The following is a 21,628-nucleotide window of genomic DNA, read 5'->3' as shown; positions in this document are numbered from 1 at the left end:
GATGACTGACATGGCAACAGCGGGCGTTCCCCGCCGCACCGTCCTGACCGCAGCGGGCCTCGCAGCTGGTGCCCTCGCTTCCGGGCTGGCCGGGGGAACCGCAGCCCACGCGGCTCCCCCGGCCCCTTCCGCAGGCAGTTCCAGCGGGTTTTCCGACGCCGGGCTACCGGCCGGAAGCGCCGCCGGGCCGGCCTGGCCGGACGTGCCGGTGGGCTTTGCCGGCATCAATGGGAATGGCGTTGCCACCACCACCGGCGGCGCCGGCGGCAGGGTGGTCCATGCCGCCACTCCGGACCAGCTGCGGGAGTTCGCCGCCAGCCCGGAACCGCTGGTGGTGATCCTGCACGGGGTGCTGGCGTTTGCCGCGTATGAGAAGCTTCCCGTCGCTTCGAACAAATCATTCCTGGGGGCAGGCGCCGGGGCCACAGTGGTGAACGCCGGGTTCCGGCTGATTAACGTGGCCAACGTGATCTTCCGCAATTTCACCGTGCGGGATTCCTACATCCCGGGTGACTTCATCGGCAAACGCCCGGACAACGACCGGGACGGCATCCAGATGGACACCTCCCACCACATCTGGGTGGACCACATGTACTTCGCCCGGCTTGGTGATGGCCTGGTGGACGTCCGGAAGGACTGCGACAACGTCACGCTCTCCTGGAATGTTTTCGCGGACCATAACAAGGCCCTGGGTGAAGGCTGGACCCAGAACGTGGTCACCCGGATCACCCTGCACCACAACTGGTTCCGGAACACCCACCAGCGCAACGCCAGCCTGGACAACACCGCTGCGTCGCACGTTTTCAACAACTACCTCGAGGACATCTCCAGTTACGGCATGCTGGGCCGGAACGGTGCCTTGATCGTGGCGGAGAACAATTATTTCCGGGACGTCCTGAACCCGCTGCACCATCAGGGACCGGGTGGGGGCCTGGTGGCACGGGGCAACATCTTCAAGGACTGCACGGGGAATTCCGGTCAGGAGCGCGGAAACGCTTTTGTGCCGGAGTACTCCTACGGGCTTTGGCCTGCGGCCGCCGTTCCGGCGCTGGTGAAAAGCCAGGCGGGACCGCTGGGCGGAACGGTCAGCCGGCCGGCAGATGTGGTCACGGTTGCTTTGGACGGCACCGGCGATTACGCCAGCATCCGTGCAGCGGTGGGGGCCATCCCCTCCGCACAGCCCCGTCCCGTGACGGTGCTGGTCAGCCCCGGGACCTACCACGAGCCGTCGGTTCTGTGGGCGGACCGGCCGAACATCACGCTTGCCGGCGCCACGGGCCTTGCCGCGGACGTGGTCCTGACCACGAGCGAAGGCGCCACCCTGACGGTGGCAGCGGACGGCGCTACGGTCAGGGACCTCACCGTCACGTCGGACGTCCAGCAGTCCGGGCCGGTGCTGGTGACCGCAGGCCGCCGGGTCCGCTACAGCAACGTGGTGGTGCTCAACGGAACGTCGGGCTAAGGTCTGGCCAACCCTGCCGGCGCGGCACTAGTCTTCAGGAACGGCCCGCAACCGGGAACAACGATGATCACGAGGAGCGAAGTTGTCCAACCACACGTACAGCATTTCTGAAATTGTCGGCACGTCGGACCAGGGTGTGGATGACGCTGTCCGCAACGGGATCGCGCAGGCTTCCAAAACGCTGCGCAACCTCGACTGGTTCGAGGTGAAGGAGATCCGCGGCCATCTTGAAGAAGGAAAAATCGCGGACTGGCAGGTGACCATCAAGCTCGGTTTCCGGCTGGAAGAGCACTGACGCCCACGTCCGGCGGAAGCTGAAAGGCCGTGGAACCTTTGGTTCCACGGCCTTTTGCATGTTTGAGGGGGTATGTGCCCGGGTCAGCCCAGGCTGCCGGCAGTCCGCCGCCGCCACACCGTGGGGACGCCTTGGAACGCCGGGAAGACGTGTCCTTCAAAGAACGAAAGGACCGTGTGCGGGTCGCGGTCCGGGCTCCACAGGCCGGAGGCCGGGCAGTGGGAACCGGTGGTGGTGGACGAACCGGCCGGGGCTGCGGCGCGTTCCTTCAAAAGGGCGATGCGTTTCATCGTTGAGACCATCCTTGGCGGCGAAATTTTGTGCGTCCCTCCAGCTTATTAAGAGCCGCCCGGCGCCCCAATGGACTGCAGGCCAGAAAAGTGCCGCACCGCTGTCCAATCGCACAGCCGGCGCAACTGACGGTCCGCGGTTACCGATCGGGTGCAGGCGGCGGGGAATCCGCCGCGGGTCCCCCGCGAGATGGCACTTCGCGGCAGTCGCGCTGCCCGGGATTGCGGTCAACTGCCATCTCGCGCCCAGGTGCGGCAGGTTCCGCGCCGAGGCTCCCCAACAACAACAACGCATCCGACGACGGCGACTCCGGTCGTGCCGAGTACACCCTGAGCGTCTGGTCCGGATCGTCCGGCAGGACCAGGTTTTCGAAGTTCAGTTCCAGCTGTCCCACAGCAGGGTGGTGCAGCCTGACGCTGCCGGCCGAGGGAGTGGCCACATGGTGCCCGGCCCACCACTGCCGGAAGTGCTCGCTGTTCACGGCCAGCTCGCCCACCAGCTGGTTGGCCTGTGGATCGTTGGGGTGCCGGCCCACATCCAGCCGGAGCGCGCCGGCCGCCTCCGCGGCCACGGTCTCCCAGTCCCGGAACAGCGTCCGTGCCGCCGGATCGAGGATCAGCCAGCGCGTCAGGTTCCGTTGGGCTGCCGGCATGGCCGGAAAGTCAGCAAACAGGCTGTTCGCCAAGGGGTTTCCCGCCAGGACATCGCCGCGGCGGCCCAGCACCAAGGCCGGCACCTCCCCCACGGCCCCAAGCAGCTGGCGCAGTGCCGGCCGCACGCCCTGGACCCCTGTGCCGCCGGCAGCGGCACTGCCGGCACAGTTCTCCAGTAAATCCAGCATGTGGGCATGCTCGGTGGAATCCAGGCGAAGCGCGCGGGAGACGGCCGCCAGGACGGTACGGGACGGATGGATATTCCTGCCTTGTTCCAGGCGGACGTAGTAGTCGGTGCTGACCCCTGCCAGCCGTGCAACTTCCTCCCGGCGCAGGCCAGGGACACGGCGCGCGCCCGCAGTGGGAGCTGCCGCCGCGTCATCCGGGCTCAACCGGGACCGCATGGCTTTGAGGAACAATCCGAATTCGGCGCTTTGACCCATGCCATCCATTCTGCCCCGGCCCGCAAGGGTGTGGACCGCCCGTGGGTAGGACTGGCAGTCCTAGGAAAAACAGAATCACGCTGCTTTGCTGACTTGGCGGCCAAAAGTGCATAGGCTCAGGAGTGAGCCAGCGGAAACCGCTTTCTCGGCGTCAAGCCAACGGCAGCCATTCACCCGGCAGCACGCCCCAGCACCAGCACCAGCACCAGCCAAGGAGTACCCATGTCAGAGCTGACACTGAACAACGGCGTCACCATCCCCCAGCTTGGCCTCGGAGTTTTCCAGGTTCCGCCGGAAGACACGCAGCGGATCGTCGAAGACGCCTTTGAAGCCGGATACCGCCACATCGACACCGCCGCCGGCTACCGGAACGAGGCCGGGGTGGGCGCGGCGATCGCCGCCACCGGCATTGACCGCGGGGACATTTTCGTGACCACCAAGCTGCGCAACGGGGAACAGGGCCGGGCCCAGGAGGCCTTCCAGAACAGCCGTAAGGCGCTGGGCCTGGACTTCGTGGACCTTTACCTGATCCACTGGCCGGTCCCGTCACAGGGCCTGTACGTCCAGGCCTGGAAGGAACTGGAGCGGCTGTACGAAAACAAGCAGATCCGCGCCATCGGCGTCTCCAATTTCCTCGCAGAGCACCTGGACACCCTGCTGGAGACCGCAGAGATCGTCCCGGCAGTGAACCAGATCGAGCTGCACCCCAGCTACCAGCAGGCCGCCCTCGCCGCGAAGTGCCGGGACCTTGGCATCGCAGTTGAGGCCTACAGCCCGCTGGGCCAGGGCGGGGACCTGAACGGCAACGCGGTCACGGCAATCGCCGCAGCGCACAACGCCACCACCGCGCAGGTGGTCATCGCCTGGCACCTCGCCGCCGGCACCATCGCCATTCCCAAGTCGGTGGACCCGGGCCGGATCCGGGAAAACTTCGCCGCGACGTCCCTGCAGCTGTCCTCCGACGAGCTGGCAGCCCTCACGGCGCTGGAATCCGGTGCCCGCATCGGTTCCGATCCCGCCGTCGCATCCTTCACGCAGCTCTAACAGCTCCCAACCAAAGGATTCCCGCCATGCAGTACACCCATCTGGGCCGCTCCGGCCTGAAAGTCTCCCGCCTCTGCCTGGGGACAATGAACTTCGGCCCGCAGACCGAAGAAGCCGACGCACACGCCATCATGGACTCTGCGAAGTCGCAGGGCATCAACTTCTTCGACACCGCCAACGTCTACGGCGGCGAAGGCCACCGCGGCTGGACCGAGGAAATCATTGGCCGCTGGTTCGCCAAGGGAGAGGGCCGCCGCGAGCAGACAGTCCTGGCCACCAAGCTCTACGGCACCATGACGGACCGGCCCAACGAGTCCAAACTTTCCGCACTGAACATCCGCCGGGCCCTCGATGCCAGCCTCAAGCGCCTGCAGACGGACTACATCGACGTCTACCAGTTCCACCATATCGACCGGAACACCCCTTGGGACGAGATCTGGCAGGCCATCGAGGTGGCCGTCCAACAGGGCAAGATCCTCTATTCGGGCAGCAGCAACTTCGCCGGCTGGCACCTCGCGCAGGCGCAGGAAGCCGCCCGGCGCAGGAACTACACCGGACTGGTGAGCGAGCAGTCCATCTACAACCTGTTCCGCCGCGAGGTGGAGCTCGAGGTCATTCCAGCAGCCCAGCAGTACGGGCTGGGTCTGATCCCCTGGTCGCCCCTGCAGGGTGGCCTGCTGGGCGGGGTTCTGAAAAAGCAGGAGCAGGGCGTCCGCCGGGCAGAAGGCCGGGCCTTGGAAACCCTGAAGAAGCACCAGGACCAGATCCGGCAGTACGAGGATTTCGCCGATGAGCTGGGCCACGAACCCGGCGACGTTGCCCTGGCCTGGCTGCTCCACCAGCCCGCGGTCACGGCACCCATCGTGGGACCCCGGACCCAGGACCAGCTCGACGCCGGCATCCGGGCCTTGGACGTCACGCTCGACGCCGATGCCCTCAAGCGCCTCGACGACATTTTCCCGGGGCACAAGACGGCGCCGGAGGACTACGCATGGTGAGTCCACTCGCGCCGGAAGCAGCCACCGTTGCGCCCCGGAGCATCCTCCTTGTGGGCGGCACCGGGGTTATCAGCGCGGCGGCCACCGAGCGCGCGGCGGCGCTGGGTCACCGGGTCACCGTCCTCAACCGCGGACAGTCCGCAGCGCGGCCGGTGCCGGACGGCGTTGAGGTACTGCACGCGGACATCCGCAACCGGGCTTCGGTCCGGGAAGCGCTGGGCACCCGCAGGTTCGACGCCGTCGCGGACTTCATCTCGTACACCCCGGACCAGGCGGCCGCGGCCGTGGACCTGTTCGCCGGCAGGACCGGCCAGTATGTGTTCATCAGCTCGGCCTCGGCCTACCAGAAGCCGCCTACCCGGCTGCCCATCCTGGAGTCCACCCCGCTGAAGAACCCGTTCTGGCAGTACTCCCGGGACAAGATCGCCTGTGAGGAAGTACTTTTCGCTGCGTACCGCGAGCGCGACTTCCCGGTGACAGTGGTGCGGCCCTCGCACACCTACGACCGCACCAAGATCGCCATGGTGGGCGGCTGGACGGATATCCACCGGATGCGCGCCGGACTCCCCGTCATGGTCCACGGCGACGGCACCTCCCTGTGGACGCTCACGCACAGCAAGGATTTTGCCAAGGCCTTTGTGGGCCTGCTGGGCCGGCCACAGGCAGTGGGTGAGAGCTACACCATCACCTCGGACGAATACCTGCCGTGGAACCAGATCTACCGGTTGTTCGCGCGCGCTGCCGGGGTGGCCGAGCCGGAGCTGGTCCATGTGGCTTCGGAAACCATCGCCGCCGCCAGCCCGGAGCTGGGACCCAACCTGCTGGGCGACAGGTCCCATTCGGTGGTATTCGACAACACCAAGATCAAGGCACTGGTGCCGGACTACACGGCCACCATCCCGTTCGCCGACGGCGCCCGGGAAATCGTGGCGTGGTTCGACGCCAACCCGGCCTCGCAGGTCCTGAACCAGGACTATATGGACCTCACCGACCGGCTGACAACCTGGGCCCGCAGCGGGCAGCGACCAGCCGGGGGTTAATGCCCATGCCCGGTGTGCAACGGAAGCACTTCATGGGCGCCCGACGGCGGCAGGCAGCTGCCGCCGTCGGGCGTTCCGGAGGCCGGCGAAACCCCAGCCTGGTTGACCTACCGGAGCGGGCCGGTGCCACCGGCGTCGGGTCCGAATTCCGCCAGTGCCGGCAGCGCCTTGCCGGCGTAGTCGAAGACAGCCTGGTTTTCCCACGCGTTGCCGGAAGTGGGATCGGCGGGATCCCAGCCGCTGCCCGGGACGGATGTCCAGGCCGGTTCCCAGTACACGGCGCCCAGCCCACGGCCACCCGGCGCTGAGGCCACCACATCCTGCACGGCCCGGAAATTGGCGGCCTGGCCGGCAGGTGTGGCCGGGTATCCCTTGACCAGCTGCGACGCCTTGGCCACCACGTTTTCCCACGGAGCGTTCGGGTTGTCCTCAAGCGTGAACGGGTACGAGGTTTCCACCACCAGGACGTCCTTGTTGTACCGCCCGGACAGGGTGCTGACTGCTTCCTGCAGATCGGCAAGGGTGCCGTGCCAGAACCCGTAGTAGGACAGACCCACAATATCGAAGGCCACCCCGCGAGCGGTCACTTCGTCGAACCACCAGGTCAGGCCACCAATGCCGTTATTGATATTGGTCAGGTGCAGCACAGTTTTGGTACTGGGGCTGACCTCGGTGACGGCGCGGGTACCGGCCTTGAGGAACATCGCCAGGTTGTCCCACTGCGCGCCCGTCACGTTATCGCTGGCGTCCACATCCCAGGTTTGACCGTGCGGCCACAGCATCCCTGGGTTGATCTCGTTGCCGATCTGCGCGGCGTACGGTGTGACCCCGGCTGCCCTGATGGCTTCCATCACGTCTTTTGTATGCGCGTACAGCGGAGCCGCCATGTCCGTGGCGGGCAAGTCCGTCCACGCCGCGGGCGTGCCTTGCGCCCCCGGGTCGGTCCATCGGTCCGAGTAGTGGAAATCCACCAGGACCCGCATGCCCTGCGCCTGGGCCCGTTTGGCCATGGCCGCCACCTGCTGCTTGCGGTTGTATCCGTCGGCAGGGTCAACCCAGACCTTGAGCCGGACCAGGTTGGTGCCTGCATCGGCGAAGGCCCGCACCGGGTCCACTCGCTGGCCGGCGGCCGTGAAATAGGCCGCCCCGTGGTCCTCGTTCTTGGGCACCCCGGACAGATCGGCCCCGCGGATGGTCCGCTCCACCTTGCCCTCAGTGAAGCTCACATTGTCGATGCTGGCCCAGGCGCCCGCCCCTGTGGTGCTGACGGAAACAGTGCACTTGCCGGCCACGTTGGCGCTGACCGCAATGCTCAGCCACTGGTCATCCGTCTCCGTAGAAGGCAGCACGGTGGCGCCGCCGGTCCCGCAGCCCGTAAGGACCAGGCTGGACGAGTTCACGGGCCCACCGGACTTAATGGCTGCACGGAACGTCCACCAGCCCTTCTTGAGCCCGGTAATGGTCTGGGATGTAGTGACCGTTTCCGCCGACTCCAGCCACTGCGTCAGCCTGTTGGCTGAATCCGCGCCGCCCGCTTCCACCTTGGCGGCGCCCGCGGCTCCTGCCGTGGTCCAGCCCGACAGGCCGGATTCAAAACCAGGGTTGGCCACGGCGGCCGGGCCGCGGCCGGTGCTGCTGCCTGGGTTGTTGCCGTGGCCCGGGTTGTTGCCTTGGTTGGCGCCTGGGTTGTTGCCGTGGTTGGTGCCCGGATTGTTGCCTTGGTTGGTGCCTGGGTTGTTGCCGCGGCCCGGGTTGTTGCCTTGGTTGCTGCCTGGGCCCGGGCTCCCGCCGGGGCCGGCAATTGCCGGCGCTGCCCCCAGCAGCACGCCGGCCAGTGCCAGGGCCGTGATGGCGGCCAACGTCCGGCCGGGTGGCCGTTTACGGGTACTGCCGATGCTGCGGGGGTGTTTCACGGGGCGTCCTCCTTGACGTGGAAACCGGCCGGGACCTGCTGGTCCCGGCCGGTGGTCTGTGGTGCTAGCTGGTTCCTTCGGGGGTCCGGATCACGCGGACGGTGCCGGCAGGCACGTGGGCCGTACCGCTGACCTGCTCCCCGGAGAACATGTCCAGACCGGCTGCCGGATAGTCGGCGTCGTTCTCCGCATGGTTGATCAGGAACGTGAAGCGGTCCTCCCCGTTGCTGCGGGCCATCACCTCAAGCCCTGCCGGGTGCGTGGGCGCGGCAGGTACGCCGGCCCCGGTCACCGCGGCCATCACGACGGCGGCCAGGTCGCCGCCGTCGAGGTTGGTGGAGACGTACCAGGCGGCGCCGGCACCGAAGCTGTTGCGGGTGATGGCCGGGCCGGTGGCGGCAGGACCGTCCTGGTACCGTGCCACCACGCTGGCCGTGGTGGGGTGGATTTCCTCGGACCAGATGGTGCCCGCGCCCATGCCGTTGCTCAGCTCAACGGCCTGGTGTTCGCGCAGCGGCAGGAATTCGTGGATTTCCAGGCCCAGGAGGTCGCGGAGGGGCCCGGGGGAGGCGCCGGGCGGGACCGTGTCGGTGGCGTCCACGATGCCGGAGAAGTAGGACACCATGAGGTGCCCGCCGCCGGAAACGTAGCGGCCCAGGTTGGCCGCAGCGGCATCGCCCACCAGGTACAGGGCCGGCGCCAGGACCAGGTCGTAGCCGGAAAGGTCGGCTTCCGGGTGCGCGAAGTCCACGGCCACGCCCCGGTTCCAGAGCACCGAATAATAGGCCTCGATCCGTTCCCGGTGGTCCAGTTCGCTGCTGGGCCGCCATTCGAGGTCCTGGGCCCAGAAGGATTCCACATCCCACAGGATGGCCACCCGGGCGTTGACGGTGGAGCCCTTGACGGGGCTGAGCTTGCGCAGGTCATCCCCGAGGTCCAGGACTTCGCGCCAGATCCGGGAACCGGTGCCGGCGTGCGGCAGCATGGCGGAGTGGAACTTTTCGGCCCCGTAGCGGGAGGCCCGGAACTGGAAGAACATAACGGCGTCCGCGCCGCGGGCCACGTGGGAAAGGCTGTTGCGGGCCAGTTCTCCAGGGCGCTTGGCGATGTTGCGGCCCTGCCAGTTCACGGCGCTGGTGGAGTGTTCCATCAGCATCCACGGCTTATTGCCCGCCAGTGACCGGGTGAGGTCGGCGTCCATGGCCAGCAGGATGTGGTTGTCGGTGCGCTGTGCCACCAGGTAATGGTCGTTGGCAACAATGTCCACTTCCTTGCTCCAGGCCCAGTAGTCCGGGGAGAGGCAGTTGGTGGCCATGAAGTTGGTGGTGACAGGGGTGTTGGGGGCGTGACGGCGGATGATGTCGCGCTCGGCGGTGAAGCACTCCAGCATGGCGTTCGAGGTGAACCGGGCGAAGTCCAGCCGCTGGCCCTGGTTGCTGACGCTGGCGGAGAGCCTGGGGGCGTCGATTTCGTCCCAGGCACCGTACTTCTGGCCCCAGAACAGGGTGCCCCAGGCGCTGTTCAGCGCGTCGAGGGTGCCGTAACGGGCCTCCAGCCAGGTGCGGAAGGCGGCCACGGAGGCGTCGTCGTACGAATCGCTGACGGGGGCGCCGTATTCGTTGTGCACGTGCCACAGGACCACGCCCGGGTGGGACCCGTAGCGCCGGGCCAGCTGTTCGGTGATGTTGGCGGCGGCCCGGCGGTAGTCCGGGGAGCTGGGGCTGGCCATCCCGCGGGAGCCGTTGCCCAGGGTGATTCCGTCGCGGGTGACGGGATGGGCCTGCGGGTACTTTTTCCAGAACCAGGCCGGCGGAGCGGCCGTGGGGGTGCCCAGGTCGATGCTGATGCCGGCATCGGTCAGCAGGTCCACCAGGTGGTCCAGCCACTCAAAATCGTATTCGCCTTCACGCGGTTCCAGCAATACCCAGGAGAAGATCCCCACGCTGACCAGGTTGATCCCGGCTTCCTGCATCAGGGCGATGTCCTCGACCCACACCTCGCGGGGCCATTGCTCGGGGTTGTAGTCCCCGCCATAGCAAAGGCCTGCGGGGCGCTGGACCCACGGCGCCGGTGCGGGGGCGGGGGCCTGCAGGACGTCTGTCATCGAGTGATCTCCTTAGAACTGTGTGCGCTCCCAGTAGTATCACAAGATATTTGACTGTGCCTAGAGGACGGTTCTTATTGACATTGGTCACATTGATGTGGATTACTGGAACCGCTCACAGTCATACGGCTTCGGTTGGATGAGCGGTGAAAATCAGCCAGAGACACATTCAGCTTTTCGACAAGGAGGACGGAATGCGCAGGTCATTTCGTGCAGGCGCCGTGGCAATGATTGCCGCCGCAGCACTGCTCACTGCAGGTTGTTCCACAGGATCAGGCACCGGCTCGGCGGAGCAGAACACCGACCCCAACCAGAAGGTCGAACTGACCTACTGGGCCTGGGCCCCCAACCTGGACAAGGTGGTGGACCTCTGGAACGAGAAAAACCCCAACATCCACGTCACCGTCAACAAGCAGGACGGCGGTGACCCGGCCATCACCAAGCTGCTGACCGCCGTCAACGCCGGCTCCGGCGCGCCGGACCTGATCCAGGCCGAATACCAGAAGATCCCCACCCTGGTGGCCGCCGATGCGCTGGTTGACCTCGCTGACACCGAGGCCAAAGAGACCAAGGACAACTTCCCCGAAGGCGTGTGGAACTCAGTGACCCTGGGCGGCGAGGCCCTCTACGCCGTCCCCCAGGACACCGGCCCCATGGCGTTCTACTACCGCGCCGACATCTTTGAAGGCCTCGGCCTGGCCGTACCCACCACCTGGGATGAATACGCCGCGGCAGCCAAAACCATCCACGACGCAGATCCCGAAGCCTACCTGGGGACGTTCTCCTCCAACGACGCCGGCTGGTTCACCGGCATGGCCCAGCAGGCCGGCGCATCCTGGTGGGGCATCGACGGTGACGCCTGGAGCGTCAAGATCGCCGAAGAGCCCACCGAAAAAGTCGCCGGCTACTGGGGCGGCCTCGTGGAGCAGGGCACCATCGACAACAAGCCCATGTACACCCCCGAGTGGAACGCCGCACTGAACAGCGGCAAGCAGGTGGGCTGGCTGAGCGCGGCTTGGGCCCCGGGCGTACTCGCCGGCAACGCCGGCGCCACGGCCGGCAAGTGGAAAGTGGCCCCCATGCCGCAGTGGGATGCCGCGAAGCCGGCCACCGGCAATTGGGGCGGCTCTTCCACCGCCGTCACCACCCAATCCAAGAACGTGGCCGCAGCCGCGAAGTTCGCCACGTGGCTGAACACCTCCCCCGAAGCCGTTGACGCCCTGGTCAAGGTGTCCAACATCTACCCGGCGGACACCGAAGGGGCCAAGACGGCGCTGACCGCTGCTCCGGAGTTCTTCAGCAACCAGCCTGACTTCTACGACGTGATCGGCAAGGCCGCCCAGAACGTGGGCTCCTTCAACTACGGCCCCAATGTGAATGTCGCTTTCAACGCCTACAACGACCAGTTCGCCAAGGCCGCGCAGGCCAAATCCCGGAGCGCCTTCCTCGAGGCCGTGGACAGCATGCAGCAGGTCACCGTCGAGGACCTGAAGAAGACCGGCTTCACGGTCAAGTAACCCCACCGGCCGGGAGGACGCAGCAGCGTCCTCCCGGCTTACTGGCCCCAACAACCCAAGGAAGTGCACCATGGCGGCAACAGCGACCATGCCAGGCAGTGCGGAAAAAACCGCGGCCCCCGGGCGGCCCCGGAAGGCGAAGAACTTCAAACAGCGGGTCCTGACCCCCTACGCGATGCTGGCACCGGGCATTGTCCTGTTCCTGCTGTTCATGGCAGCACCCATCATCTACACGCTGGTCCTGAGCTTCCAGCAGAAAAAGGTCAGCGGCCTGGGCCTCGGCAAGGGCGCGCAGAGCACCGTGTTTGCCGGGTTCGACAACTACGTCCGGTCCCTGACGGACCCCGAGTTCGGGGCCAGCGTGCTGCGCGTGCTGACCTACGGGGCCATCCTGATCCCGCTGATGCTCGGCTTCGCCCTGCTTTTCGCGCTGCTCCTGGATTCCCGGCGGACCCGGGCCGGCAGCTTCTCGCGGACCGCCATCTTCCTGCCGTACGCCGTCCCGGCCGTGATCAGCTCGCTCCTGTGGGGCTTCCTGTACCTGCCCGGCGTCAGCCCCTTCCACTTCGTGGCAGACAAACTGGGCATCGCGCTGCCGTCACTGCTGAACCCGGACCTGATCATCTTCGCCATCGCCAACATTGCCCTGTGGGGCGGCGTGGGCTTCAACATGATCGTTATGTACACGTCCCTGAAGGCAGTGCCGCAGGAGATCTACGAGGCCGCCAAGCTGGACGGTGCGTCGGAGATCCAGACCGCGCTGCGCATCAAGATCCCCATCATTGCTCCGTCCGTGGTGATGACGGCGCTGTTCTCCATGATTGCCACGCTGCAGGTCTTCGCCGAACCCACCACGCTCCGGCCGCTGGCCAACAGCCTCTCCACCAGCTGGTCCCCGCTGATGCTGGTGTACCGCGACGCCTTCACCCGCAATGACGTGTACTCCGCCGCCGCCACCAGCATCGTCATAGCCCTTGCCACCTTTGCCATATCCTTCCTCTTCCTGCGTGTAGTGCAGAAGCGGGCCTTCGGACAGGAGAACTGACCGTGTCCACCCCCACGGAAATCCGCGAGAAGCCGAGTTACCTTTCCACCGGCATCCTGATCATCGGCGCGCTCTACTGCCTCTTCCCCGTGATCTGGGTGGTGGCCGCCGCCACCAAGGGCAGCGACGAACTGTTCTCCACCTTCACGTTCACCCCCAGCGTGCACCTCTGGAGCAACATCGTGGAGCTGACCGCCTACCGCGACGGCGTATTCTGGCGCTGGATGCTCAACACGGCCCTCTACGCCGGTGTGGGCGCCCTCCTCTCCACCTGGGTTTCGGCGCTGTCCGGCTACGTTCTGGCCAAATACGATTTCCCCGGAAAGAACGGTGTTTTCAAGGTCCTGCTGATGGGCGTCCTGGTGCCCGGCGTGATCCTCGCGATCCCGCAGTACCTCATGCTGGCCCAGCTGGGACTGACCAACACCTACTGGTCCGTCCTGCTGCCGCAGATCATCAGCCCCTACGGCATCTACCTGGCTCGGATCTACGCCGCCGCCTCGGTGCCCGGTGACGTGATCGAGGCAGCCAGGACCGAAGGCGCCAAGGAGATGTACATCTTCAACCGGATCGCCCTGCCCATGATGCTGCCCGGCCTGGTGACCATCTTCCTCTTCCAGTTCGTGGCCATCTGGAACAACTTCATGCTGCCGTACATCATGCTGGGCGACGACACCCTGTTCCCGCTGACGGTGGGCCTGAACGGGCTGCTGAACCAGGGCGCCACTGCCCCGGCGCTCTACACCCTGGTGCTGGCCGGTGCATTGCTGTCCATCATTCCGCTGGTGATCATGTTCCTGTTCCTGCAGCGCTACTGGCGCGTTGACCTCGCTGCTGGCGCCGTGAAGGCCTAGGGCTGGATAGGCTCTGACAATGAACCAACCGCAGGGCCGGCCCAGGCCCAAGATCGACGACGTCGCCAGGGAAGCCGGAGTGTCCCGCGGGACGGTCTCGCGGGTACTCAACGGCGGGCACTGGGTCAGCCCGCCGGCCCTGGCCGCCGTCAACGCCGCCATCAAAAAAACCGGGTACCGGGTTAACCCGCATGCCCGGAACCTGGCCACCAACAAGGCCAACTCGGTGGCGTTCCTGCTGACCGAAACGCATGACAGGCTGTTCGAGGATCCCAATTTTGCCGTCCTGATGCGCGGCGCCGCGGATGCCCTGGCCGAACATGACATCCCGCTGGTCCTGATCATGGCCGGCACGGACGACGAACAGCGCCGGGCCACCGACTTCCTTACCGCGGGCCATGTGGATGGGGTCCTGCTGGTGTCCTCACACGGCAGCAGGAAAGGCATCATCGCGGATATCATCGCCGCCGGCGTCCCCGCCATTGCCTGCGGCGTTCCCCTGGGGTTCGAAAAGAAGATGGGCTACGTGGCGGCCGACGACTACGAAGGAGCGCTTGACCTCCTCCGGTACCTGCGCGACGGCGGCCGGCAGCGGATTGCCACCATCACCGGGCCGCAGGACACCTCCGGCGGCATCCGGCGCCTGGAGGCCTACCGCGCCCACCAGGGGGAACACTTTGATGCCGCCCTGGTGGCGAACGGCGACTACAGCCGCGAAAGCGGCTCCAGGGCAATGCGGGAACTCCTGGCACGGGTGCCGGACGTGGACGCCGTTTTTGCCGCAAACGACCTGATGGCGCTGGGCGCCCTGGACGTACTGCACGACGCCGGCCGGCGCACGCCCGAGGACGTGGCAGTGGTGGGGTTTGACGACATCGCCGCCGCGGCGGGCGCCACTCCCCCACTCACCACGGTCCGTCAGCCCTTCGAACGGATCAGCGGGGAAATGGTCCGGCTGCTCCTGGACGTGATTGCCGGCAAAAACCACGCCGCCATCACCATTCCCACCGAAATGGTGGTCCGGGAGTCCGCCTAGGTTCGAGGTCTCCGCAACACCTGGTACCAACCGCCGGGAGATCCTCAGCTTTTTCCAGTGCGTCCTGACGCCTTCGCTGCGCACCAAAAAGGAGTTGCCACAATGACTGATATTGCCTGGACCGAGGGGACCTGGACAACCAAACCGGCCCGCGTGGAGTTTGCCGGGGACGGCATGCGGGTGACCGCCGCCGAGAAAAGTGATGCGTGGCGCATCACTTCCTATGGATTCATCCACAACACCGAACACGCCCTCCTTGCGCCTTTTGAGCAGGAGACGGCCGTGGAGGTCTCCTTTTATCTCGATTTTTCCGCCCAGTTTGACCAGGCCGGGATCTTTGTCCGTGTCAATGAGGCAACGTGGATCAAGGCCGGTATCGAGTGGAGCGATGGTGAGGAGAGCCTCGGCGCGGTTGTGACGCGGGGAGCATCGGACTGGTCGCTGTCTCCGGTGCCTGGCTGGGAAGGCCGGCATGTCACTGTCCGGGCCAGCAGGTCCGGCGATGCTCTGACTGTCAGGGCCCGGGTGGACGACGAGCCGTGGCGCCTGGTGCGGGTGGCACCGCTTGAGACGGATGCTGTCGTCACCGCGGGCCCGTTCTGCTGTGCCCCTTCGCGCGATGACCTCACCGTGCATTTCACGTCCTGGCGAACGGCTGCCGTGGACGTCAGCCTGCACCCCGAAGCGGGAGCGCAGTAGGAAACCCTCCGACGTTATGTGTCGCCTGGGACCCCGGGCTTCTACAACGTTTTACATACCTCATCGGAGGACCTGCGGCAAGGGTTGCATTGTGCCCGCAGGCCCCTTAGGTTACTGGGGAAGCGTTTTCCCATTTCCGGATTGAAAGGATTCACTGATGAATCCGATAAGGACACCCGCGCGCCTCCTCTCCGTCGGCGCACTCGGCGCCGCACTGACCCTTGGCTGCCTGGCAGCCCCGGCGTCCGCCGTCGGGCCCTCCACCGCAACGGGAAATCCCGGCATCCAACTGGATCAGCTGGACCGCGGCCTGGTGGCCGCGGGCACCTCCGAAGGTGTGTTCCTGAGCTGGCGGCTCCTGGGCCCCGAAGCCACGGGCTCGTCAGAAACCGGCCTGACCGGCGCCAACTTCAACGTCTACCGGGACGGCACCAGGCTCGGCACTGTCACTGACAGCACCAACTACCTCGACCCCAGCGGAACCTCCGGTGCGGCCTATACGGTGCGGGCCGTCGTCGGCGGCGTGGAAGTGGACGCCAGCGCCCCCGCCACCGCTTGGAACAGCAATTTCGTCGACATTCCCCTGAAAAAGCCGGCCGACGGCGTCACCCCCGCGGGGCAGGCCTACACCTACTCGGCAAATGACGCCTCGGTGGGCGACGTGGACGGCGACGGGCAGTACGAATTCATCGTCAAATGGGACCCGAACAACTCAAAGGACGTCTCCCAGATGGGCTACACCGGGAACACCTACGTGGACACCTACAAGGCGGACGGCACCCTCCTGCACCGGATCGACCTGGGCGTGAACATCCGCTCCGGCGCCCATTACACCCAGCTGCTGGTCAACGACTTCGACGGCGACGGCCGCGCCGAACTCATGATGAAAACAGCTCCCGGCACCAAAAGCACCAACTTCAACGCGGACGGCAGCGTGGCCGCGGAATCCTTCATCTCCCTGCTGGCCGGGGACCTGGCGGCCGGCCACACCAACGCTGACGACTACCGCATGAGCGCGGCCGACTACTACCGGCACATGGTGGCCACGTTCCAGGGCTGGACCGCTCATCCCGAGGTCAAGTCCGGCCGCTGGCCCGCCACCCTGGAGGAAGCCTTCGGGATCCCGGCGCGGTACCAGTACCCGCTCTCGGAAGCCGACGCCGCGTCGCTGACCAACTACTTCATGGACGTCTACGCGCCGGCCCGCAGCGCCCGGAACAACCTCCGCGCCTTCGAGGGCTTCATCGTTTCGGGCCCCGAGTACCTCACGGTGTTCGAAGGTGCCACGGGCAAGGAACTCAAAACGGTTGCCTACGAGCCGGGACGGCACGACGACGGCCTGATGTGGGGCGATTACGCCATGGCCCGCATTGAGCCGGGCAACCGCGTGGACAGGTTCCTGGCCGGCGTCGCCTACCTGGACGGCAAAAAGCCAGCTGCCGTGTTTGCCCGCGGCTACTACACGCGCACCACTGTTGCCGCGTATACGTGGGACGGCCGGAACCTGGCCCCCGTCTGGGACGTCGACTCGGGCTGGACACCCATGACCAACCCGTTCAACGATTCCCCGCACGGCCGCGACGGCACCGACCCTGTGTACGGCAAACTCACCACACAGGGGTTCCACTCACTCAGCGCCGCTGATGTGGACGGCGACGGCCGGCAGGAGATTGTCTACGGTTCCGCCACGCTCGACGACGACGGGTCGCTGCTGTACAGCTCGTCCGGCATCCTGCCGCCCGGCAGCGCCGCCCCCGGCCAGGAGGCCCGGCTGGGGCACGGCGACGCCATGCACGTGGCCGACATCGATCCTGCCCGGCCCGGCAAGGAGATCTTCACCGTCCACGAAGGCGCCACCTACGCCCCCTTCGGCTACGCCATGCGCGACGCCGCCACGGGGCAGGTCCTGTTCGGGGATTACTCGGGCAAGGACACCGGCCGCGGCATGATCGGCGACGTGGACCCGTCGGTTCCGGGCATCGAAAACTGGGCCATCGGAATGCAGTCGGCCGCCGGCGAAAAAATCTCCGCCACCACGCCGGGGACCAACATGAGCATCCGCTGGGCCGCGGACATGACCACCCAGCTGATCAACGGCTCGGGTGACCAGACCCCCACGATTGATGACTGGAAGCGGGGCCGGCTGCTCACCGCCACGGACACGCGCACCAACAACGGCACCAAGGGCACCCCCAGCCTGGTGGCGGACGTGGTGGGCGACTGGCGCGAGGAAATGCTGGTCCGGACCGCAGACAGCTCCGCCCTGCGGATGTACATGAGCACCGAGGTCACCAACCACAAGCTGTACACCCTGATGCACGACCCGCAGTACCGCGCAGAGGTAGCGCGGCAAAACACCACTTACAACCAGCCGTTCTACACGGACTTCTACCTGGCCTCGGACATGGACTTTGCCGGCGTTCCCCTGCGGGCCGCCTGGCTGCCCGGCAGCGTGAAGGCCCTGCAGCATGTCCTGGAAGACCTGGTGGAATCGGGCGACGTCGGCGGGCCGGTAGCCAGCCAGCTTACCGCCACCGTCCAGCAGGCCGGCCGCTCCGTTGCCGACGGCGACCCCGCCAAGGCCGCCAAGACGCTGCAGCGGTTCGTTAAGTTCCTGGCCCAGCAGAAGGGGCCGGACCAGGTGTCCCCTGCCGCCCGGGTGGCGCTGCAGTACAACGCCGACAACATCCTCCGGGCCTTCCGGGACTGACGGGATCCGGGAGAGACTGTTGCCATGACACTTGCACCGCTGATTCCCTTGAACGACGGACACGCCATCCCGCAACTGGGGCTGGGTACCTGGCCGCTGGATGACCAGCAGGCGGCCGTTGCCGTGGCCAAGGCCCTGGACGCCGGATACCGGCACATCGACACGGCAGTGAAATACGGCAACGAGCGGGGCGTGGGTCAAGGCATCCGCGCGGCGGGGCTGGACCGTGGCGACCTTTTCATCACCACCAAGCTGGACGGCGAATTCCAGGGGGACGGCAAGGCCGCCGCAGGACTGGCAGGCTCCCTGGAACGCCTTGGACTGGACTACGTCGATCTGCTCCTGATCCACTGGCCGCTCCCGGGCCGGAACGAGTTTGTGTCCACCTGGAAGACCTTCCAGGAACTCCAGGCAGCCGGGAAGGTCCGCTCCATCGGGGTATCCAACTTCAAGCCCGCCCACCTGGAACGGCTGCTGGCTGAGACGGATGTGGTGCCGGCCGTCAACCAGATCCAGCTGAGCCCTGCCATCACGCGTACCGCCGAGCAGGAATTCCACCACCGGCACGGCATCATCACAGAGTCCTACAGCCCGCTGGGCGGCTCCAGCGGAAGCCTGCGGGGCGCTCCCATCCTGGCGCAGCTGGGCGAAAAATACGGGAAGACGCCCAGCCAGCTGGTGCTTCGCTGGCATGTCCAGCGCGGGCTGGTTGCCGTGCCCAAAACCGGCGATCCGGACCGGATGCAGGAGAACCTGGACGTGTTCGATTTCGCGTTGGACCCGCAGGATCTGGCAGACTTGTCCACTCTTGATGAAGGCCCGGCTGCGGGCAACGATTCAGACACCACGGGGCACTGAGCGCACCCCGTCCCGGCCACCTGTTTTCTTTCCGGGGTTGGCAAAATGATAGTAAGCATGATTACTATTGAGGGAGAAGGACGAAGTGCTTCCGGAATCCGGAAGCCTCCTTTACTTAGGAAGAGGAACAAAAAATGGGTTTCATTGGCTTTTTGATTCTTGGACTTATCGCCGGCGCCATCGCCAAGGCGATCCTCCCGGGCAAGCAGGGCGGCGGCTGGCTGATCACACTTCTGCTGGGCGTTGTTGGCGCACTGCTGGGCGGCTGGATCGGCGGCATGATCTTCGGTACGGGCCTGCAGGAGTTCTTCTCGCTGCAGACCTGGCTGCTGGCTATCGCCGGTTCGCTGATCGTCCTGCTGGTTTACGGCATGGTCACCAAGCGCGGCGTGCGCAGCTAACACGGCGCACACGCCAGGAAACCGGTCTGGGGAAATCCTTCCCCAGGCCGGTTTCGGCTATCCGGCCCTCCCGGCCGATCAAAACGAAAACCTTCTCACGGAGCAGGAGTTCACCATGAAAAACAAACTTCTTTTGGGCGTAGGCATCGCCGCCGGGTACGTACTCGGCTCACGGTCAGGACGCGCAGCCTATGACAAGCTCAAGGCACGCGCTGCAGCCGTCTGGGACAGCAAACCCGTTCAGGACAAAGTCGCCGTGGCCGCGGAGGCAGTCAAGGACAAGGCACCCGGGATGGTGGACCAGCTCGGAGAAGCTGCCCGCCGGGCCGGCACCGTCATAGGCTCCGCCATGCATAAGGACGGTGCTGCGGGTTCCGGGACCCCGGCCGCCACAGCAGGTACTGCCAGCGGCAGCATCCCCGCCCACAGCACGCACCCGGAAACGGTCAACCTGGGCACCCCGGACGTCGACTCCGACCCCGCGCTGAACGACAGCACCGGGCAGGACTGGTCGGATGAAGGCGGCGCAACCCCGGCGGGAGCGGCCACCAACGTTGACCCGAGGCGCGACTGAGCGCACTGTCCTGCTGAACGTTTTACCAGCAGGGTTTTGGGTTACAAATGAACATTCTTGCTGGCCGGCGCGATCCTTGGGGGACGCGCCGGCCAGCTGCATTTAATGCAGCCGAACCTGGCCGTGGCGTTCCATGCAGAGCAACCTTCCGCGGCCATCCCAGGACTCCACAGCCCGGAAGCCGCGCGATGCGTAGAGTTTGATGGCCGCCTCACGCCAGTCCCAGACGGATAACCGGACCACACCGGGGCCCGCTGCCACGACGGAATCCAGCAGCGCCCCGCCCACGCCCCGGCCGCGGGCAGCGGGATCAGCCCAGAGCCGCTTGATCTCCAGGAACGGGCCAACGCGGTTGAGGATGGCGACGCCCACGGGTTCGCCGTCGATTTCCGCGAGGTACACCGCTGCGCCGGCGTAGGCTGCGGCGGGATCCCGGAGTTCCGGCCCATACGCCGCCGGCAGTCCGTGCGCGGGATGGGCAATTCCGCCCAGATGCCGGGCTTTCTCCCGTTCCGTCTGGCCCAGGTAATCCCCTACCAACCGCCTCACCGCAGCCGCGTCCGGGCCATCCAGGCGGGCCCTGCGAACAGTGGGGGGCTGGAGTCCTGCGGGCATCCAGTTATTTTCGCACGCGGGGCCGGGCGATGCTGGACAAGGCATTCCGTTAGGGACAGGGTTTCCATAACAGAGGAGGCATGCCATGAAGGCTGTGCTGCAGGATACCTATGGAACATCCGCCGTCCTTCGGGTGGACGACGTCTGCAAGCCCTCACCCGGTCCCGGGGACGTGCTGATCGAGGTCGAGGCGGCGTCCATCCACATCGGTGACTGGCACGTGATGACCGGCCTTCCGCTGCTGGCCCGGCTGGCCCTCGGATTCCGGGTCCCCCGGGACAGGGTGCGCGGAATGGACGTTGCCGGGCGGATCGTCGGGACGGGTTCCGCCGTCACCGGGCACGTGGTGGGGGATGCGGTGTTTGGCGTCGCCAAGGGGGCTTTCGCCGAGTTCGCGGTGGCACCTGCGGGATCGGTTGTCCGGACCCCGTCCAATGCCACAGCCAACCAGGCGGCGGCCATCCCCACGTCGGCGGCCACGGCACTGCACGCCGTCCGTGACGCCGGTGGCCTGCAGCCCGGCCAGCGGGTCCTGGTCCTGGGCGCGGCCGGCGGGGTGGGGATCTTCGCCGTGCAGATCGCCAAAGCGCTGGGCGGCCACGTCACCGGCGTGTGCAGCGGGCCAAAACTGGACCTGGTCCGGTCCCTCGGGGCGGACAGCGTCCTGGACTACCAGCGCGAGGACTTCACCACGATGGACCAGCGCTACGACCTGATCATCGACATGGGCGGCCGCCGGCCGATGAAACAGCTGCGACGCGCGCTGAGGCCAACAGGAACCATCGTGATTGTCGGCGGGGAAGGTGGCGGCAGAATCCTGGGCGGGTTTGAGCGTTCACTGCTGGCCCCGCTCGCAGGCCTGTTCTCGCGGCAGAAAATCCGGGGCCTGATCTCCGTGACCAAGGAGGCGGACCTGCTCCAGTTGCGGACCATGGTGGAGATGGGCACGCTCCGGCCGGTCATCGACTCGACGTACCCGCTGGCCCGCACCGCGGAGGGAATGCGCCGCGTGGAGGAACACCTGGCGATTGGCAAGGTGGTGATTACCGTCCCGGCCTGAACCAGGTTCGGGAACG

The 21,628-nt window shown here is 66.3% G+C and carries 20 protein-coding genes; 15 read left to right on the top strand and 5 right to left on the bottom strand.

Annotation, left to right across the window (positions count from 1 at the left end):
* Nucleotide 1 precedes the first annotated feature (1 nt).
* On the top strand, nt 2-1,462 hold the full coding sequence (locus ACRB8A_RS02060; protein ID WP_285241073.1) for a pectinesterase family protein: 1,461 nt from the start codon (nt 2-4) through the stop codon (nt 1,460-1,462).
* Nucleotides 1,463-1,544: 82 nt separating this feature from the next.
* Nucleotides 1,545-1,757 (top strand): dodecin, encoded by a 213-nt coding sequence (locus tag ACRB8A_RS02055; protein ID WP_050684271.1) that lies wholly within the window; start codon nt 1,545-1,547, stop codon nt 1,755-1,757.
* A gap of 83 nt (nt 1,758-1,840) precedes the next feature.
* On the opposite strand, the gene ACRB8A_RS02050 is transcribed toward ACRB8A_RS02055, so the two are convergent.
* Complete coding sequence (locus ACRB8A_RS02050) at nt 1,841-2,047, bottom strand: hypothetical protein (protein WP_050684270.1); 207 nt, start codon at nt 2,045-2,047, stop codon at nt 1,841-1,843.
* 140 nt (nt 2,048-2,187) lie between these two features.
* Nucleotides 2,188-3,144, bottom strand: coding sequence for a helix-turn-helix transcriptional regulator (locus tag ACRB8A_RS02045; RefSeq protein ID WP_056601449.1), 957 nt, complete (start codon nt 3,142-3,144; stop codon nt 2,188-2,190).
* 222 nt (nt 3,145-3,366) lie between these two features.
* Between ACRB8A_RS02045 and ACRB8A_RS02040 the strand changes: the two genes are divergently transcribed.
* From ACRB8A_RS02040 to ACRB8A_RS02030, 3 genes are read left to right on the top strand one after another with little or no spacing between them, the layout of a single operon-like run.
* Nucleotides 3,367-4,188: an aldo/keto reductase gene (locus ACRB8A_RS02040; protein ID WP_050684268.1), complete on the top strand. Its 822-nt coding sequence runs from the start codon at nt 3,367-3,369 to the stop codon at nt 4,186-4,188.
* Nucleotides 4,189-4,214: 26 nt separating this feature from the next.
* Nucleotides 4,215-5,186: an aldo/keto reductase gene (locus ACRB8A_RS02035; protein ID WP_056601452.1), complete on the top strand. Its 972-nt coding sequence runs from the start codon at nt 4,215-4,217 to the stop codon at nt 5,184-5,186.
* Nucleotides 5,180-6,226: an SDR family oxidoreductase gene (locus tag ACRB8A_RS02030; RefSeq protein WP_285241074.1), complete on the top strand. Its 1,047-nt coding sequence runs from the start codon at nt 5,180-5,182 to the stop codon at nt 6,224-6,226. Before ACRB8A_RS02035 ends, ACRB8A_RS02030 begins: the two co-directional genes overlap by 7 nt.
* Nucleotides 6,227-6,333: 107 nt before the next feature.
* On the opposite strand, the gene ACRB8A_RS02025 is transcribed toward ACRB8A_RS02030, so the two are convergent.
* Nucleotides 6,334-8,139: a glycoside hydrolase family 53 protein gene (locus tag ACRB8A_RS02025; RefSeq protein ID WP_432245473.1), complete on the bottom strand. Its 1,806-nt coding sequence runs from the start codon at nt 8,137-8,139 to the stop codon at nt 6,334-6,336.
* A gap of 64 nt (nt 8,140-8,203) precedes the next feature.
* Entirely contained in the window at nt 8,204-10,243 is a 2,040-nt protein-coding gene (locus ACRB8A_RS02020) for a beta-galactosidase (protein ID WP_432245472.1), read from the bottom strand.
* A gap of 194 nt (nt 10,244-10,437) precedes the next feature.
* Between ACRB8A_RS02020 and ACRB8A_RS02015 the strand changes: the two genes are divergently transcribed.
* From ACRB8A_RS02015 to ACRB8A_RS01975, 9 genes are all read left to right on the top strand, one after another.
* Nucleotides 10,438-11,760: an ABC transporter substrate-binding protein gene (locus ACRB8A_RS02015; protein ID WP_050684264.1), complete on the top strand. Its 1,323-nt coding sequence runs from the start codon at nt 10,438-10,440 to the stop codon at nt 11,758-11,760.
* Between the two features lie 70 nt (nt 11,761-11,830).
* Entirely contained in the window at nt 11,831-12,805 is a 975-nt protein-coding gene (locus ACRB8A_RS02010) for a carbohydrate ABC transporter permease (protein ID WP_231685994.1), read from the top strand.
* 2 nt (nt 12,806-12,807) lie between these two features.
* Entirely contained in the window at nt 12,808-13,659 is an 852-nt protein-coding gene (locus tag ACRB8A_RS02005; RefSeq protein WP_432245471.1) for a carbohydrate ABC transporter permease, read from the top strand.
* A 19-nt stretch (nt 13,660-13,678) separates the two neighbouring features.
* Nucleotides 13,679-14,695, top strand: coding sequence for a LacI family DNA-binding transcriptional regulator (locus ACRB8A_RS02000; protein ID WP_082178178.1), 1,017 nt, complete (start codon nt 13,679-13,681; stop codon nt 14,693-14,695).
* Nucleotides 14,696-14,797: 102 nt separating this feature from the next.
* Nucleotides 14,798-15,394 (top strand): DUF1349 domain-containing protein, encoded by a 597-nt coding sequence (locus ACRB8A_RS01995; protein ID WP_050684261.1) that lies wholly within the window; start codon nt 14,798-14,800, stop codon nt 15,392-15,394.
* A 157-nt stretch (nt 15,395-15,551) separates the two neighbouring features.
* Nucleotides 15,552-18,104, top strand: coding sequence for a rhamnogalacturonan lyase (locus ACRB8A_RS01990; RefSeq protein WP_432245470.1), 2,553 nt, complete (start codon nt 15,552-15,554; stop codon nt 18,102-18,104).
* Between the two features lie 24 nt (nt 18,105-18,128).
* Complete coding sequence (locus ACRB8A_RS01985) at nt 18,129-18,962, top strand: aldo/keto reductase (protein ID WP_050684259.1); 834 nt, start codon at nt 18,129-18,131, stop codon at nt 18,960-18,962.
* 134 nt (nt 18,963-19,096) lie between these two features.
* A complete protein-coding gene (locus ACRB8A_RS01980; RefSeq protein ID WP_056601470.1) occupies nt 19,097-19,363 on the top strand; it encodes a GlsB/YeaQ/YmgE family stress response membrane protein in 267 nt (88 codons plus the stop codon).
* A gap of 115 nt (nt 19,364-19,478) precedes the next feature.
* The gene (locus ACRB8A_RS01975; protein ID WP_432245469.1) at nt 19,479-19,937 is read left to right on the top strand and encodes a hypothetical protein; all 459 of its coding nucleotides are present in this window, start codon (nt 19,479-19,481) and stop codon (nt 19,935-19,937) included.
* A gap of 102 nt (nt 19,938-20,039) precedes the next feature.
* Here the strand turns inward: ACRB8A_RS01975 and ACRB8A_RS01970 are convergent, their stop codons facing one another.
* A complete protein-coding gene (locus tag ACRB8A_RS01970; protein ID WP_432245468.1) occupies nt 20,040-20,552 on the bottom strand; it encodes a GNAT family N-acetyltransferase in 513 nt (170 codons plus the stop codon).
* 85 nt (nt 20,553-20,637) lie between these two features.
* Here ACRB8A_RS01970 and ACRB8A_RS01965 point away from each other — a divergent pair, with 85 nt between their 5' ends.
* A complete protein-coding gene (locus tag ACRB8A_RS01965) occupies nt 20,638-21,612 on the top strand; it encodes an NAD(P)-dependent alcohol dehydrogenase (protein ID WP_432245467.1) in 975 nt (324 codons plus the stop codon).
* Nucleotides 21,613-21,628: the final 16 nt, after the last annotated feature.

It is taken from the genome of Arthrobacter sp. G.S.26, assembly GCF_050847375.1.
Lineage (GTDB): Bacteria > Actinomycetota > Actinomycetes > Actinomycetales > Micrococcaceae > Arthrobacter.
This window is presented reverse-complemented; position numbering and strand designations above follow the sequence as displayed.

Excerpts from the sequence above, each read along its gene's own strand:
- ACRB8A_RS01975 (WP_432245469.1), top strand. The coding sequence starts at position 19,479 with ATGAAAAACAAACTTCTTTTGGGCGTAGGCATCGCCGCCGGGTACGTA.
- ACRB8A_RS01985 (WP_050684259.1), top strand. The coding sequence starts at position 18,129 with ATGACACTTGCACCGCTGATTCCCTTGAACGACGGACACGCCATCCCG.
- ACRB8A_RS01970 (WP_432245468.1), bottom strand. The coding sequence starts at position 20,552 with ATGCCCGCAGGACTCCAGCCCCCCACTGTTCGCAGGGCCCGCCTGGAT.
- ACRB8A_RS01980 (WP_056601470.1), top strand. The coding sequence starts at position 19,097 with ATGGGTTTCATTGGCTTTTTGATTCTTGGACTTATCGCCGGCGCCATC.
- ACRB8A_RS02040 (WP_050684268.1), top strand. The coding sequence starts at position 3,367 with ATGTCAGAGCTGACACTGAACAACGGCGTCACCATCCCCCAGCTTGGC.
- ACRB8A_RS02050 (WP_050684270.1), bottom strand. The coding sequence starts at position 2,047 with ATGAAACGCATCGCCCTTTTGAAGGAACGCGCCGCAGCCCCGGCCGGT.
- ACRB8A_RS02020 (WP_432245472.1), bottom strand. The coding sequence starts at position 10,243 with ATGACAGACGTCCTGCAGGCCCCCGCCCCCGCACCGGCGCCGTGGGTC.
- ACRB8A_RS01990 (WP_432245470.1), top strand. The coding sequence starts at position 15,552 with ATGAATCCGATAAGGACACCCGCGCGCCTCCTCTCCGTCGGCGCACTC.
- ACRB8A_RS01995 (WP_050684261.1), top strand. The coding sequence starts at position 14,798 with ATGACTGATATTGCCTGGACCGAGGGGACCTGGACAACCAAACCGGCC.
- ACRB8A_RS02000 (WP_082178178.1), top strand. The coding sequence starts at position 13,679 with ATGAACCAACCGCAGGGCCGGCCCAGGCCCAAGATCGACGACGTCGCC.
- ACRB8A_RS02010 (WP_231685994.1), top strand. The coding sequence starts at position 11,831 with ATGGCGGCAACAGCGACCATGCCAGGCAGTGCGGAAAAAACCGCGGCC.
- ACRB8A_RS02015 (WP_050684264.1), top strand. The coding sequence starts at position 10,438 with ATGCGCAGGTCATTTCGTGCAGGCGCCGTGGCAATGATTGCCGCCGCA.
- ACRB8A_RS02030 (WP_285241074.1), top strand. The coding sequence starts at position 5,180 with ATGGTGAGTCCACTCGCGCCGGAAGCAGCCACCGTTGCGCCCCGGAGC.
- ACRB8A_RS02060 (WP_285241073.1), top strand. The coding sequence starts at position 2 with ATGACTGACATGGCAACAGCGGGCGTTCCCCGCCGCACCGTCCTGACC.
- ACRB8A_RS01965 (WP_432245467.1), top strand. The coding sequence starts at position 20,638 with ATGAAGGCTGTGCTGCAGGATACCTATGGAACATCCGCCGTCCTTCGG.
- ACRB8A_RS02045 (WP_056601449.1), bottom strand. The coding sequence starts at position 3,144 with ATGGGTCAAAGCGCCGAATTCGGATTGTTCCTCAAAGCCATGCGGTCC.
- ACRB8A_RS02035 (WP_056601452.1), top strand. The coding sequence starts at position 4,215 with ATGCAGTACACCCATCTGGGCCGCTCCGGCCTGAAAGTCTCCCGCCTC.